The 13,963-nt window shown below is 57.9% G+C and carries 13 protein-coding genes and 1 tRNA gene; 10 read left to right on the top strand and 4 right to left on the bottom strand.

Features of this window, described 5'->3' with window-relative positions; all coding sequences use genetic code 11:
• Positions 1–6 precede the first annotated feature (6 nt).
• From GOV38_RS11660 to GOV38_RS11645, 4 genes are all read left to right on the top strand, one after another.
• The gene (locus GOV38_RS11660; RefSeq protein ID WP_171209719.1) at positions 7–972 is read left to right on the top strand and encodes an LLM class oxidoreductase; all 966 of its coding nucleotides are present in this window, start codon (positions 7–9) and stop codon (positions 970–972) included.
• Positions 973–984: 12 nt separating this feature from the next.
• Positions 985–1,773 carry an SDR family NAD(P)-dependent oxidoreductase gene (locus GOV38_RS11655; protein WP_171209720.1) on the top strand — a complete coding sequence of 263 codons (789 nt, stop codon included), beginning with the start codon at positions 985–987 and terminating at the stop codon, positions 1,771–1,773.
• A gap of 92 nt (positions 1,774–1,865) precedes the next feature.
• Positions 1,866–2,711 (top strand): enoyl-CoA hydratase/isomerase family protein, encoded by an 846-nt coding sequence (locus tag GOV38_RS11650; RefSeq protein ID WP_171209721.1) that lies wholly within the window; start codon positions 1,866–1,868, stop codon positions 2,709–2,711.
• A 79-nt stretch (positions 2,712–2,790) separates the two neighbouring features.
• Complete coding sequence (locus GOV38_RS11645) at positions 2,791–3,777, top strand: zinc-dependent alcohol dehydrogenase family protein (protein WP_171209722.1); 987 nt, start codon at positions 2,791–2,793, stop codon at positions 3,775–3,777.
• 264 nt (positions 3,778–4,041) lie between these two features.
• Here GOV38_RS11645 and terL read toward each other — a convergent pair whose 3' ends face one another.
• Genes terL through GOV38_RS11630 form a run of 3 tightly spaced genes read right to left on the bottom strand, consistent with a single transcriptional unit; the run spans position 4,042 to position 7,328 of the window.
• Complete coding sequence (gene terL / locus GOV38_RS11640; protein ID WP_171209723.1) at positions 4,042–5,520, bottom strand: phage terminase large subunit; 1,479 nt, start codon at positions 5,518–5,520, stop codon at positions 4,042–4,044.
• A complete protein-coding gene (locus GOV38_RS11635) occupies positions 5,507–5,941 on the bottom strand; it encodes a DUF5681 domain-containing protein (RefSeq protein WP_171209724.1) in 435 nt (144 codons plus the stop codon). The genes terL and GOV38_RS11635 overlap by 14 nt, the downstream gene beginning before the upstream one ends.
• The gene (locus GOV38_RS11630) at positions 5,934–7,328 is read right to left on the bottom strand and encodes a DNA methyltransferase (protein WP_254430616.1); all 1,395 of its coding nucleotides are present in this window, start codon (positions 7,326–7,328) and stop codon (positions 5,934–5,936) included. Before GOV38_RS11630 ends, GOV38_RS11635 begins: the two co-directional genes overlap by 8 nt.
• A 172-nt stretch (positions 7,329–7,500) precedes the next feature.
• Between GOV38_RS11630 and GOV38_RS22575 the strand changes: the two genes are divergently transcribed.
• From GOV38_RS22575 to GOV38_RS11615, 3 genes are read left to right on the top strand one after another with little or no spacing between them, the layout of a single operon-like run.
• Positions 7,501–8,022, top strand: coding sequence for a DUF3489 domain-containing protein (locus tag GOV38_RS22575; RefSeq protein WP_371810524.1), 522 nt, complete (start codon positions 7,501–7,503; stop codon positions 8,020–8,022).
• Complete coding sequence (locus GOV38_RS11620) at positions 8,019–8,435, top strand: DUF2924 domain-containing protein (protein WP_171209726.1); 417 nt, start codon at positions 8,019–8,021, stop codon at positions 8,433–8,435. The genes GOV38_RS22575 and GOV38_RS11620 overlap by 4 nt, the downstream gene beginning before the upstream one ends.
• Positions 8,432–10,114: a recombinase family protein gene (locus GOV38_RS11615; RefSeq protein ID WP_171209727.1), complete on the top strand. Its 1,683-nt coding sequence runs from the start codon at positions 8,432–8,434 to the stop codon at positions 10,112–10,114. Before GOV38_RS11620 ends, GOV38_RS11615 begins: the two co-directional genes overlap by 4 nt.
• A gap of 375 nt (positions 10,115–10,489) precedes the next feature.
• Here GOV38_RS11615 and GOV38_RS11610 read toward each other — a convergent pair.
• Positions 10,490–10,579 (bottom strand) — tRNA-Ser (locus GOV38_RS11610).
• Positions 10,580–10,780: 201 nt separating this feature from the next.
• On the opposite strand from GOV38_RS11610, the gene GOV38_RS11605 reads away from it, so the two are divergent.
• Genes GOV38_RS11605 through tmk form a run of 3 tightly spaced genes read left to right on the top strand, consistent with a single transcriptional unit; the run spans position 10,781 to position 13,958 of the window.
• The gene (locus tag GOV38_RS11605; protein WP_171209728.1) at positions 10,781–12,148 is read left to right on the top strand and encodes an SPOR domain-containing protein; all 1,368 of its coding nucleotides are present in this window, start codon (positions 10,781–10,783) and stop codon (positions 12,146–12,148) included.
• A 17-nt stretch (positions 12,149–12,165) separates the two neighbouring features.
• A complete protein-coding gene (locus GOV38_RS11600; protein WP_171097019.1) occupies positions 12,166–13,335 on the top strand; it encodes a D-alanyl-D-alanine carboxypeptidase family protein in 1,170 nt (389 codons plus the stop codon).
• Positions 13,332–13,958 (top strand): dTMP kinase, encoded by a 627-nt coding sequence (gene tmk, locus GOV38_RS11595; RefSeq protein WP_171209729.1) that lies wholly within the window; start codon positions 13,332–13,334, stop codon positions 13,956–13,958. The genes GOV38_RS11600 and tmk overlap by 4 nt, the downstream gene beginning before the upstream one ends.
• Positions 13,959–13,963 lie beyond the last annotated feature (5 nt).

Raw genomic sequence — 13,963 nt, 5'->3', positions numbered from 1 at the left:
GCAGACGTGTTGAATAAAACGCAGCCGGCTGGGTTTGAGCAAATCAACTTGGCCTACAACCAGGTGTTCCGTCCCGGACGACTGAGCGTTGGCCTTGTGTTGCCTCTCGAAGCCTATGCAGTCGGCGCAGAGCCGACGCTACGGGGGCACCTGGAAGCGGCTCAGAAAGCCGAGGAGCTTGGGTTTGCAGCACTTTGGCTGCGCGACGTGCCCTTCAATGTACCAAGCTTTGGTGACCCCGGGCAGGTATTCGATCCATTTGTCTATCTGGGTGCACTGGCAACGGCGACGGAGCGGATTGCGCTTGGAACGGCGAGTGTGATCCTGCCGTTGCGTCATCCCGCCCATGTGGCCAAGGCAGCAGCGACGGCAGATGTGCTCTCGGGCGGGCGGTTGCTCTTGGGCGTTGCCTCCGGTGATCGGCCTCAGGAGTACCCGGCGACGAACCAGAGCTATGATGACCGGGGCGGTCGTTTCCGCGACAGTGTTGACTACATTCGCGCGGTCGGTTCGGCCTATCCCAAGCATGAAAATGCACAGGGCAACCTGCGTGGCGGGATTGACCTGTTGCCAAAGCCGCATGGTACGCGCCTGCCGATGCTCATTACCGGTGGTAGCCAACAATCACCCGATTGGGTGGCGCAGAACGGAGATGGTTGGATGACCTATCCGCGTACCGCTGCGGCTCAAGGTCAAGTCATCGCAGATTACCGCAGACGTGTGAAGGCGGCGGGTCAAGCGGATAAGCCTGTTATGCAATCGCTCTATGTCGATCTCGTTGCCGACCCCGCTGCACCACCCCGCCCAATCCATCTTGGGTTTCAGTCCGGAGCTGATTTCCTACGCAGCTATCTGCGTGAGATTGAGACGCTCGGCGTCAATCACGTGGCCCTGAATCTCAGGTTCAATCAAGCACCCATCGATACAACCCTCGAACATTTGGCGCATTCTGTGCTGCCTGACTTTTCTTGAAGGATAAGACCGATGAACAAAACTATTCTCGTTACAGGTTCAACCGACGGCATTGGCCTGCTGACGGCAAAGAAGCTTGCTGCCGATGGGCACAAAGTTCTCCTGCATGGACGCAGTGCCTCCAAATTGGAGCGCGCGGCTGCCGCCGTCGGAGACGATGTCGAAACCTATGCCGCTGATCTGAGCGACCTGTCCGCGGTTCGAAAACTGGCCGAAAATGTTCGGGCCAATCATCACAATCTGGATGTGTTGATTAACAATGCAGGTGTGCTGAAAGCCCCCCAAACCGTGCTTGAAAATGGTCAGGACATCCGCTTTGTGGTGAACACGCTTGCACCGTTTCTGCTGACCGAATTGCTGCTGCCGATCATTCCCGCCGGCGGGCGTGTCGTGAACCTGTCATCGGCAGCTCAGGCTCCGGTGAACATCAATGCCATGCAGGGCAATGTGCCACTGGCGGATATGGAAGCCTACGCCCAAAGCAAGTTGGCGATCACTATCTGGACCCGCGAATGGGCCAAATCGCTCTCCAATGCGCCTGTGATGGTCGCGGTAAATCCCGGATCACTTCTGGCCTCAAAGATGGTGAAAGAAGGCTTTGGCCTCGCCGGGAACGATATGAACATCGGTGCTGATATCTTGATTGACGCAGCCTTGGGTGCACGGTTCGCTGACGCGTCAGGCGCCTATTTTGACAATGACAGCGGGGCTTTCGCTGATCCGCATGCCGCAGCGCGCGACAAGAACCACACTGCCGACGTCATGAACAAAATCAAAGACTTGATCAGCCGGACGGGCTGACCATTCCGGCGCGAAAGCACCGCGCATTTCCACCTTTAACACTCCCCTATCCCTCACGCATGCCACGTTGAGGCCCAAGAAAGGACTGCCTGATGAAGTATGAGAACTTTCAAACCTTTGAGGTAGCCGTCGAAAACGGTATCGCCACGGTCACCTTCAGCTTTGGCTCCGTGAACGTGCAGGGCCAGGAAATGCTGGCCGATCTCAACAGTCTGGCCATGCGGCTAGAGCGGGACCGCGACACCAAGGTCGTGATATTTCAATCCGCCAATCCAGAAATCTGGGTCTGCCACTACGACACTGGCCTGCTCAAGGACATGTCGACTGAGGTCGTCTCCCGCGAGGACGCCCAGCTTTTAGACCTGCAGTCGGTCTGCGAGCGGATCAGCAAAGTACCACAGGCCACCATCGCAAAGCTGGAAGGGTTTGCACGCGGCGGCGGTCACGAATTGGCGTTGGCGCTGGATATGCGCTTTGCGGCACGGGGCAAGTACAAGTTTATGCAGATGGAAGTTGGAATGGGCATCCTGCCCTGCGGCGGCGGCGCTTCGCGCATGGCGCGCCAGACGGGTCTTGGCAAAGCGCTTGAAATCATTCTGAGTGCGCAAGACTACGATGCGGATGATGCAGAACGCCTGGGCACCATCAACAAGGCTTTGGAGCCTGATGAGATTGGTCCGTATGTCAACGCACTGGCTGAACGGATAGCGAAATTCCCGGCAGAGTCGATCAACGCCTGTAAGCAGATGGTCTATGAATCAATCGACAAACCCATTGATGAGGCGCTGAAGGCCGAAGCCTACTGGCTGTATCAGGCCACCAGCAAAACCCCGGCGGTCAAACGGTTCACCATTGCAGATGAGCAAGGCTTGGAACACGACATCGAAAACCAGCGCAAATGGGGCGATCTGGTGATGCAGGTGCAGGACATCAACTGACCACCGCCAAAGAAAAAACTCGTCTGGCGTGCGCGGTTTCCACGTGGGCCTGGCACCATTTCACAAAAGGAAAACCTCAATGAAGGCAATGGTTCTCAACTCTTACGGACCCGATGCGCTATTCGAGCTTGCCGAAATACCTAATCCGGTAGCGACTCTTGGACATGTGGTTGTCAAAGTGGCCGCGACCAGCGTCAACACCGTCGACACGATGATCCGAAACATGGGCCCTGACCTACCTCTGTCCCCACAATTGCCCGCCGTGCTTGGCATCGACTTCGCTGGCACGGTGGTTGCAATTGGCGAAGGCGTGACAGGCTTCGCCATAGGTGATGATGTATATGGCTGCGCGGGTGGGTTGATGGATATCCCGGGCGCTCTAGCAGAGTACATTAATGCCGATGCCCGCCTGATTGCCCACAAACCCAGGACGCTGAGCATGAAGGAAGCAGCAGCGCTGCCTCTCGTCGGCATAACCGCCTACGAAGGACTGACCCGCGCTGGTGTTGGCGAGGGGCAAACTGTGCTGGTACAAGGCGGCGCCGGTGGCGTTGGTCATATTGCCGTCCAAATCGCCCGCCACCTTGGTGCCAAAGTGTCCGCAACAGGTCGCGGCGAGGATCAGTTGGCCCTGATCGAAGAGCTGGGCGCGCACGCGATAGATTTCACAACGCAAAGGGTCCAGGACTACGTGGCAGATCACACCGAAGGTGTTGGCTTCGATCTGGTGTTTGATAGCGTTGGCGGTCCGAACATGACGAACTCGTTCGAAGCTGCCAGGCTCAATGGCCATGTCGCCTCAACGGTCGCGATGGTCGAGATCGACTTGACGCCTGTGCATTTCAAAGGTCTCTCTCTGCATGTCGTTTTCATGCTGATCCCGATGATGCACGGTGTCGGGCGGCAAACACATGGAGACATCCTGAGGACACTGGCGGAACTGGCGGAGGATGGAGCGCTCAAACCGATTGTCGACGAACAGAAGTTTGGATGGTCTGACGTCGGCGCAGCCTATGCGCACCTGACGAATGGGTCTAAGGTCGGAAAAGTCGTAGTGGAGCTGTGATAAGTTTCAGCTGAGATTGGTGCCTGCAATACGACCTTGCACACCAACTCAGTTTGAGCTGCGATTTTTTCAACTATCGCTGCTTAGCAGACCTTCGTGCAAAGCGCAGCATCGGTCGATTTGGGCTCAATGCAGTCATCCGACAGCTTTAGTCAAAAGGCTGGTTTGCGGATGCGAGCAGTCATTGGGGCCGGTCTCGGAATAGATAGAAGTGACCAACTTTGAAGCACGGCTAGTTGCGTCTTCAAGCTTTACTAAGAGACTCTACCGTCGCCTGACCCTTTCTCGATTGCGCTCCCGACGTTCGATGTTGATCCGGTGGTCGCGACCCAATGCCCGGTAGAATCCCAGTCCCTTGGACCAGTTTAGAAAATGGGCAAAGCTGTCGACCTGATCGTCGTTGCGCCCGCGTGGAAAGGACTGAAGCTCTCGTTTGAATACCGGCAGCCAGGGTGCGTCTGCAGGCAGATACACCTTGCCCTCTTCGACAGGACCGCAAGCGGACTGGAACCGGGTTTCCTTGTCCTTGTCGGGTTTAATGCGATCGTAGCGCCGACGGTCATCACGAAACAGCTCGTCCAGAAGCGGTTTACCGGAGGCAGCATCTTCGATCAAAACACGATCGGGATCCCAACGGCCGACAAGCTGTAGCGCCTTAGCTTTCAGGTCTGGGTAGTCCACCTGCCCGCGCCAGACGTCGAGAAGGTACCACGCATTTTCGCGGAACCCCCAGGTTGTACAGGCCGAGAAGTCGGACCGGGGATCCGCTGACATGCCCGTATCCCAGCTTTGAACCACCAGTTGGAACCAGCGACGATTTTCGATGGTCTCGTAGGTGCCAAACCACTCCCAGCGCAAGGGCGACCCGTCTGGCGCAATCGGGTTTTGCTGATACTGGCAATTGAACACGGCAGCACCCATTTCACGACGCTTGGTATCCAGCGTGTTCTGATCCAGGCGCGACGGACAAAGGAGATCACCCGGGTTGCGGTGCATGACCCTTCCACGCCCAAGAGGCACCGTCTCATGGTCTTCGGCGATGGCAGGCAGATTTAGGTGCCGATAGGTTCCGCGTTCCAGCAGGTAGCCCGGCGGATCCATCTCGTGCAACCGCTGTGCAACCATGACAACGCGCCCCTCGGCCGGGTTGTCAAAGCGCGACAGCAAGGTTCCCTCAATAAACTCCTGTGCCTTGACCAGTTCAGCTTCGGAACCCGCATCACCCGCCTTCAGCAGATCATCGATGATGATGTAATCGGCACCATGTCCAGTCACAGAACTGCCGATGGAGACAGCCTTGCGGCTGCCTCCCTTTGTGGTGCGGATTTCTTCTGAAGTGTTGCCCTTTTTGGCCAAGACAGTTTCAGGGAACATTTCCCGGTACCAGCGCGCAGACATGATCCGACGACAATCTTCGGAATGCTTGCGCGCCAGATCCAGCCCGTAGCTGGCAACAATGATCTTGGCGCTGGGGTTATGCCCAAGAAGATAAGCGACATATGCAACGGCCACGGTGACCGATTTCAGGCAACGTGGCGGGATGTTGATGATCAACCGCTTGTTTTCGCCTTGGCGAACGTTGTCCAATTCGTGGCACATGGCACGCACATGCCAAGCCGGATCAAAGCTGTGGCCAGTCCCTTGGTGCAGCGCGTCAAACACACGCCACACGAAGGGAAAGAAATTGTCCCGGCAAACCTCGCGCGCGGCTTGCTGGACCATTTTTGGATCAGGAGCCGTCATCTTCCGCCTCCTCGTTCTCAGGACCACCGTAACCATCCGGGTCGCTGGAAAAGAAATCCCGGAGGATGTGATAGTCGACCTTGGCCGGCCCTTCCAAATCAGCGCTGGCCTGTTCACTCCCATCACCTGTCCCGCCGAACAGATCGGCGTCGACCTTGAGCAAGGCCATCATTAATTTCGTGTCGCCGTTCAACGCGCCAGCCGTGAATCGCTTGGCTATTGCCTCCGCCTTGGAAATCCGGGCTTCGTGGGTGCCTTCGCGGACGGTGATCTTGGCTTCCAGTTCCCGTTTCAGGCTGGCATTCACCCCTTTAGCACCTTTCGGGCGCCCTTTCGGATTGCCGGAGCGGCCTTTCTTGAACTGGGTTGCTTTGGGCGGTTTGCCGTAGCCCACCTCATAGTCCTTCGTATCTTCAGACATGATCCGCCTCCTGCTCTGAGGTAGTATCGGTTGCTGCAGAAAGTGCATCGAACATCTGGCCTGTGACCGCATGCACAGCGCTTTCGCCGGCCATCTCCTGCCAACGGCGGATGGCGACATCGACATAAGCCGGGTCGAGCTCAATCAGCCGCGCCTGACGCCCGGTTTTCTCAGCTGCCAGCAACGTCGCGCCGGACCCGCCAAAGGCGTCCAGCACGACATCGCCGCGATGGCTCACATCCATGATGGCATCTGCCACCAGTGCCGTTGGCTTTACGGTGGGATGATCGACAAGATCCGCCTCGCGCCCTACCCCAAAGCTGTTCACGCCAGCGTAATCCCAGACATTGGTCCGGTTGCGCCCGTGCTTGCCCAACTCAACATTGTTGATATGCGCAGCACCTGGCTTCTTGAAGATGCAAACCAGCTCGTGCTTGGACCGGTAAAGGCTGCCCATCCCCCCATTGGTCTTGTTCCAGACACAGAGATTGATGAGGTCCAATCCACCTGCCTTGCCGGACGCAATCAGCTCTTCAATGTGGCGCCAGTCCATGCAGATCATCACGATGCCCCCGTCCGGCAGGCAGTCAAACAAACGATTGATCACGCCTGAAAGAAAGCCGCGGAACTCGCTATCCGACATTTCTCCTGACGCCATGGCAAATTCGCGATGATCGGAACTGCCGCCACAGCGGACGTGCCCATTGACCGGCACGTTATAAGGAGGATCGGTGAAGACCATCTGCGGTGTCTCACCTTCCAGCAAGGTGTCGTAGCTCTGCGCTTGCAGGGCATCCCCGCAGAAGATGCGATGATCTCCAAGAACCCAAAGATCGCCCGGCTGCGTGATTACGGGTGCCGCAGGGTCCGGGGCCTCTACCGTTTCCGCTTCCGTCTCCGTGGCCTCGCCCGCACTAACGATGATGATGTCAATCTCCGGTGCCTCGAACCCGGTGATATCCAGATCAAAGTCCAGTTCACCATCAAGGCTGAGGTCCGTCAGCTCGGCAAATTCGATCTGCAGCGCCGCTTCGTTCCAGTCCGACAGTTCCGCCAGCTTGTTATCCGCGATGCGCAAAGCACGAACTTCTGCATCTGACAGGTGACCCGCGACCACAGTCGGAACGGACATCAACCCCAGGGCCTTGGCGGCCTCATAGCGGCCATGGCCCGCGATGATTGTGCCCGAACCATCCAACAAGATCGGGGTGACAAAGCCAAACTGGGCTACCGACGCCTTCAGCTTGTCGATATTCTTGGCCGCGTGCACGCGGTTGTTGTTGGCGTAGGGTTTAATCTGGCTGATCCGGGATTGGACGACTTTATCCGCCATCCAGATCGGTGTGTTGGACGCCTGGACGTCGCTCTGTGTTTTCTTGGCAGGCATAGCCGCCTCCTTTCACTTGACGCTCTTTAGCGTCGATAAGAAAGGATCGTGTTGGGAATTCGGAGAGAGCACGACCAGCAACTCTCCGGACCAATCGATCCGGTTCGTTGCCCCTTCGAATGCTCTCGGTCTTATCCGCTTCAAAAATGCGGCGCCGAATGCTGCCTGGGAGATGTATTCACCTCCCCGTGGGACCTTGTCCCTTGCAGGGCTGGCTAGAATTTATGCACGGGCTTCTGCAATTGCAACTCCTAAAACCAAAAGTAACCAATTAAAATTGTTGACGAATAATCGGTGGTACGACAGCAGCGCCTTGCAAAACACACCCCTCTTGGGATTACCCCAGAAAGAGCTGGACTGTTGCTGCGAACCACGCATCACTGACCCCACGCCCGAACTATTCGGGCGCTCCTCGGTACCGGGGTTCGGCAACTCGCTGACCCAAGATCAGAGGAGACAGTTCATGTCCAAGCGGAAGCAAACCAAAATTGACAAGGTACAAGCCTTGTTGCGCCGACCGGGTGGCGCCAGCCTGGAAGCGCTCTGCAAAACAACAGGGTGGCAGCCTCATTCGGTCCGAGCGGCATTGAGTGGGTTACGGAAGAAAGGCGTCACAATTGAACGACGCGCATCCGACAAACCAAATGGACCATCCACGTATCATCTGACGGCGGGAACAGGAGAAGAGTCATGACGAAGTCGAGCGATGTCGCCGATCTCGCCGCCATGGGTCGATCGGATCTGGTCATGCTTTGGCAGCAACTGTTTGATCAACCCGCACCCGCCATGCTCAGCCAACCCTTTCTGCGTCGTTTTATCGCCTTTGAGATGCAGTCCCGCCGTCATGGCGGGCTACCCCGGCAGGTCAAAGCCACGCTGGAAAAGGGTTCTGAGAAGAAACCCCGACCTACCTACCCTGCCCTTAAACCCGGCGGGCGCCTGCTGCGCGAGTGGAACGGCGTGACCCATGTGGTTGATGTGACAGGGGATGGTTTTACCTGGAACGGTCGCTCCTATCGCTCGCTCTCGGCCATCGCCAGAGAGATTACGGGCGCGCATTGGTCGGGGCCGCGTTTCTTTGGGCTCATCGGCAAGGCGACCAAATGAGCCCGCGCTGTAAAATCCGATGCGCCATCTACTCGCGCAAGTCCTCAGAAGATGGTCTGGATCAGGACTTCAATTCGCTGGATGCGCAATATGAGGCCTGCGCGGCCTATGTCGCCAGCCAGCGACACGAAGGCTGGACCCTACTGCCCGGGCGCTACGATGACGGTGGCCTTTCGGGCGGCACACTCGAACGCCCCGCCTTGCAACGCCTGCTTGAAGAGATCGATGCCGGGCGTATTGACATGGTGGTGGTCTACAAGATCGACCGACTGACCCGGTCGCTTGCCGACTTCTCGAAGCTGGTCGAACGGCTGGAACAGGCGAACTGTTCTTTTGTGTCCGTCACACAAGCATTCAACACCTCCTCATCCATGGGTCGGTTGACCCTGAATGTGCTGTTGTCCTTTGCTCAGTTTGAACGGGAAGTCACCGCCGAACGTATTCGCGACAAGATTGCAGCGTCGAAGAAGAAGGGGCTTTGGATGGGTGGCAACCTGCCTCTGGGCTATGATCGCCACCCGGATCCGAAGGCAAGAACGCTGGTGGTGAATGAGGCGCAGGCCAGAACGGTCCGGCATCTCTTTCGGCTTTATGGCGAACTGGGTTGCCTGCGCCAAGTAGAAGAACGGGCAACGGCAGAAGACCTGCGGTCAAAACGGGTTGTTCGGGCGGATGGTAGCGTGAAAGGGGATTGTCTGCTGTCACGCGGTCAAATCTATTACCTGCTGCGCAACCCGGTTTATCTCGGAAAAATTCGCCACAAAGATAAGATCTGGGACGGACAACATCCGGCGATCATCGACCAGGGCATCTGGGACCGAGTGCAGAAAAAAATGCGACAGGCCTCCAACCGCTCCCGGGCACGCAGCGACTCCTCCGATGCGCACCAACACTCGAAAGATCCCGGCGCCTGGCTCACGGGTCTGCTGCAGGACGAAACAGGTGATCGGTTGACGCCAACCCACACCACGCGCAACGGCAGAAGGTTGCGCTATTACGTCTCCAATCGATTGCTCTCGGGCGGCAAGGATATCGCCGGCTGGCGACTGCCCGGCCCTGCGCTGGAAAACGCTGTCATTGATGTGATCGTCAGACATCTGCGAGACGCCGCAATCACGCATCGAGTTCTGGTGCAGCCGGAGGCCGGGTCAGCCGAGGCACTTCAGACTTCAGTTGCGAATTTAGTAACCCGGCTTCAACACCAAGGCGGTCAGGTTGGCGTAGGTATTCTGGCCAGCGGTGGAATCGTACGAGGACACATTTACCTCGAATTAAACCCCAAAACTCTGGCAAGCGCACTTGGAATTGCTGCGGACCATCTGAACCCGGATCTCACATATATCACCGCATCCTTCGATCTGCGCCGCCGCGGCGTTGAGGCCAAGGTCATCGCCGGAGACATGGCACCCCAACCCGATCCACATCTCCGGTCCATGCTGATCCGCGCCCATGGCTGGGCGCGCGATCTAAAAGCCGGAGTTCAACTGATGGAAATTGCGCAGCGGGAAAACCTCCCCGGCGCCTTCATCCGCACCCGCGCCCAGCTCGCGTTTCTCTCACCGAAGATTCAAACCGCGATTCTCGAAGGTACCCAGCCGCCCGAACTCACACTCAAGCGTCTGGCCAGCAAGACCCATCCACTTGATTGGACTGAACAGGAGAGCCAGTTCGGCTTCTGACACCTCCAGAACCGGCGTCCCTGATACAGGGTTCGTCCTCCCTGATCCGTCAGCACAATTCCCTGTTCCCACGAGAAAATTCCCTGTTCCACCTTTTAGGGAATTTGCAACATAAGCTATTGGAAAAAATGGAGTTGTGACATCTGAAATGTTGGGTTCGAGACCTGTTTCGCGAAAATTCCCTGTAAATTGCAGGTTATCAGGGAAACACGGTCCAAAGCGACCCCGCCAAAATGCGTCACTGAGACTTGGGCCGGAAGTGCGCTCTGAGTGTACGGTTTGCTTCGTCTCTGATTGAAAGCGCACGCGCCAACTCGCGGGAATTGCGGCACAATTCCGGGTCAGAAAACACAACTGAAGTGAGACAGGTATGAGTGGCGGGGAGACAGGGATTCGAACCCTGGGAACGCTCTCACGTTCAACGGTTTTCAAGACCGCCGCATTCGACCACTCTGCCACCTCCCCGCTTGGGGCTCGGGTCTAAGGCCCCTGCGCGGCAGAGGCAAGACATAAATCGGGAAATCTTGCCGAAGTCCAAGCTGCGTCTTTCCATAAGACCAAGGGCAGGTTATGATTCGGGCAGAGGACCGCTAGAGACTGGCAAAAGAACCAGCTTAATCGCGGAGAGGCGCGGCCATAAGGCCTTGTCAGGCAAGGGAAAATGCAATGAAGCGAGCGATTGGCACACGCTTTGGGTCGCATCAGCTGTTGGCATTGGCCGCAGCTTTGGCTCTGGCTGGATGCGAAGAAGGTTTTGTTCCTGCGATCGCAACACCAGAAGAAGCGGAAAGCGAAACGGTTGAAAATGACGACGCGGTCGAGCTGTTTCCGCAAGCTGCCAATGGCGAACAGCGCGACGTTGAAGCACCAGAGATATTCCAGATAACCGAAGCCGGGCTTTGGGACGGTCGTCCGTCGCTGGGCGGTATCTGGGTCGCGCACCCGGATGTGGCGCAACCCGAACGCGTCAGGATTGTGAACACCACCAACAACAAATCGGTCACCGGGGCTCTTTTCCGGCGCGAGCGGAACCTGCCCGGACCGGCCCTGCAGGTCTCGTCTGCGGCAGCGGAAGAGCTGGGCCTTCTGGCAGGAGCCCCAACACGGGTCGAGGTTGTGGCGCTGAGGCGCGAAGCGATCACTCCGACACCGCCCCCGGCGGAACCCGAGGCGGACACGACCGAACTTGCAAGCGTTGAGACCGACACAGCGGTTGACGATACCTCTGCCGACGACGGCGCAGAAACTCCCGCAAAACGGAAATGGTGGCAAAAGAAATCTGCCGACGACGCGAGTGGAGCGGTGGCTGGAGCCGCTGTTGCCGGGGCCGCTGCTGGGGCGGCAATCGCTTCGGACTCAGAGGATGAAAGCCAGCCGGAAGCTACGGAGTCTTCGGATACCGAAAACACTGAAAGCGCCGCGCAGGATGCCGAGGAAAAGCCGAAGAAACGCAAGTGGTGGCAGAAAAAACCTGCCGAAGACACCGCGACCGGCGCAGTTGTTGCCGGAGCGGCAACAGGAGCGGCCGTAGCAGCCGAGGCAGGTGCATCGGCGGCATCGGATGCAGCAGAAGCCGGAGCTGACGTGGCCGTTGAAACAGCCGCTTTGACGGATCCGGTTGTCACCGCGCCGGACGAGGCTCCGAAAAAACGCAAGTGGTGGCAGAAGAAAGATCCTCAGGAGATCACCGAAACACCGCTGGATCCTATCGCTGGCGCTGCCGCAGCCATTGACGCGGCCGAGCCCACAGCGACCGAAGCCGCGGCAGCAGCGGCTGGCACCTCGGCTGCTGTTTCGAACTTGTCGCAACCTTATGTGCAGGTCGGCACCTTCTCGGTTCAGTCCAACGCCAACAGTGCCGCCGAAAAGATCCGCCGCAACGGCATGTCCGCTGAAGTGCGGGAGTTGAAGACGGACGAAAACACAATCTGGCGCGTCTTGGTTGGCCCGGCAAAAACGCGGGCCGAGCGCAGAGCCATCCTTTCAGACGTTAAGGATCTGGGCTTTACCGACGCGTTCACGGCCAAAAACTGACACTCAGGAGGACTATGATGCTTTCTGTACTGCGATCGACATCCCTGGCGGTGGGGCTGGCGCTGATGGCGCTGCCGTCTCACGCCTTCGACACACAGGCGCGCGCCGCTTATGTGATGGACCAGAAAACAGGGACGGTACTGCTGTCGAAAGACGCCGACGAGCCTTTGCCACCTGCGTCGATGTCCAAGCTCATGACGCTTTACGTCGCGTTCGAAGCCCTTCGGGATGGCCGCCTGACCTTGGACGAGACATTGCCTGTGTCCGAACATGCCATGAGTTATGGCGGCTCGACCATGTTCCTGAACACCCAGGATCGGGTGACGGTCGAGGACCTGTTGCGCGGGATCATTGTGTTGTCGGGAAATGATGCCTGCGTTGTCATTGCCGAAGCGCTCAGCCCTGACGGGACCGAGGCCGGGTTTGCCAGATACATGACCCAGCGCGCCGAGCAGATGGGCATGACACGCTCCAACTTCACCAACTCGAACGGATGGCCATCAGCCGGGCATCGTATGTCGGTGCATGATCTGGCAGTGCTTGCGGATCGGCTAATCTCGGATTTCCCCGAATATTACCCGCTGTTTGCAGAAGAAGAGTTCGAGTTTGATGGCCGCGCGCCGTCAAACTCGCGAAATCGCAACCCCCTGCTGAGATTGGGCATCGGCGCAGATGGGCTGAAGACCGGCCACACCCAAGAGGCAGGATACGGCCTTGTCGGGTCCGCAAAACAGGGCGACCGCAGGGTCATCTTTGTCCTCACAGGCCTCGACACAACCGCCCGCCGCGCAGAGGAGGCTGAGGCCGTGGTTAACTGGTCGTTTCGCAATTTTGTCGAGAGGACAGTTGCCGACGCGGACCGACCGATAGCACAAGCCAAGGTGTGGATGGGGGCAGAAAAGACCGTGGGTCTGGTGCCGCAAGAAGACCTGACCGTACTTTTCCCAATCCTGGGAGATAAGGATATTCAGGCCGAAGTCGTCTATGACGGGCCAGTCAATGCACCCATCCAGAAAGGTCAGCAGCTTGCTGAACTGGTGATCAAACCCGAAGGTCTGCCAGAAATACGCCGGCCATTGGTGGCCGCCAATGCTGTTGCCGAAGGTGGATTTGTGGTACGCATGCTGACCGTGGGCGGCATTGTTTTGAAAGATGTCGTCAAGAACAACCCGCTGGGGTCGCTTTGACACAGCAAGGACTGTTTCTGACATTCGAAGGCATTGACGGCTCGGGTAAATCCACCCAGGCCCGTATGTTGGCCGATCACCTGCGAAATACAGGCCATGAGGTCGTTCTGACCCGCGAGCCTGGTGGGTCCCCCGGGGCCGAAGAAATCCGCAACCTGGTGTTGCAGGGCGATCCTGATCGCTGGTCGGCCGAGACCGAATTGCTGCTGTTCACCGCCGCCCGTCGCGATCATCTGGAACGCACCATCGAACCCGCCCTGGCAGAAGGAAAGGTCGTGATATGCGACCGCTTTGCCGACAGCACCCGGATGTATCAGGGGCTTTCACGTGGCAATCTGCGAGCTGCCGTTGACCAACTGCACACGCTGATGATCGGGCGAGAGCCTGACATGACACTTTTGATCGACATGGACCCCGATACCGGCCTGTCGCGCGCCAAAGGGCGCCAGGGGGTCGAAGAGCGATTTGAAGACTTTGGCCCCGATCTGCAGCGCCGTATGCGTGCGGGGTTTCTGGATCTGGCCAAAGAGTTCCCCAAGCGCTTTCGTGTCATCGACGGCAATCGGGACGTGGACTCTGTGGCTCAGGATGTGACAGATATCGTTGGGACAGCCCTGCGATAGACGAA

Source organism: Ruegeria sp. HKCCA5839 (genome assembly GCF_013035585.1).
Taxonomy (GTDB): Bacteria; Pseudomonadota; Alphaproteobacteria; order Rhodobacterales; family Rhodobacteraceae; genus Ruegeria.
Note: the sequence above shows the minus strand (reverse complement) of the source record. Positions and strands in the feature narration are given on the sequence as shown.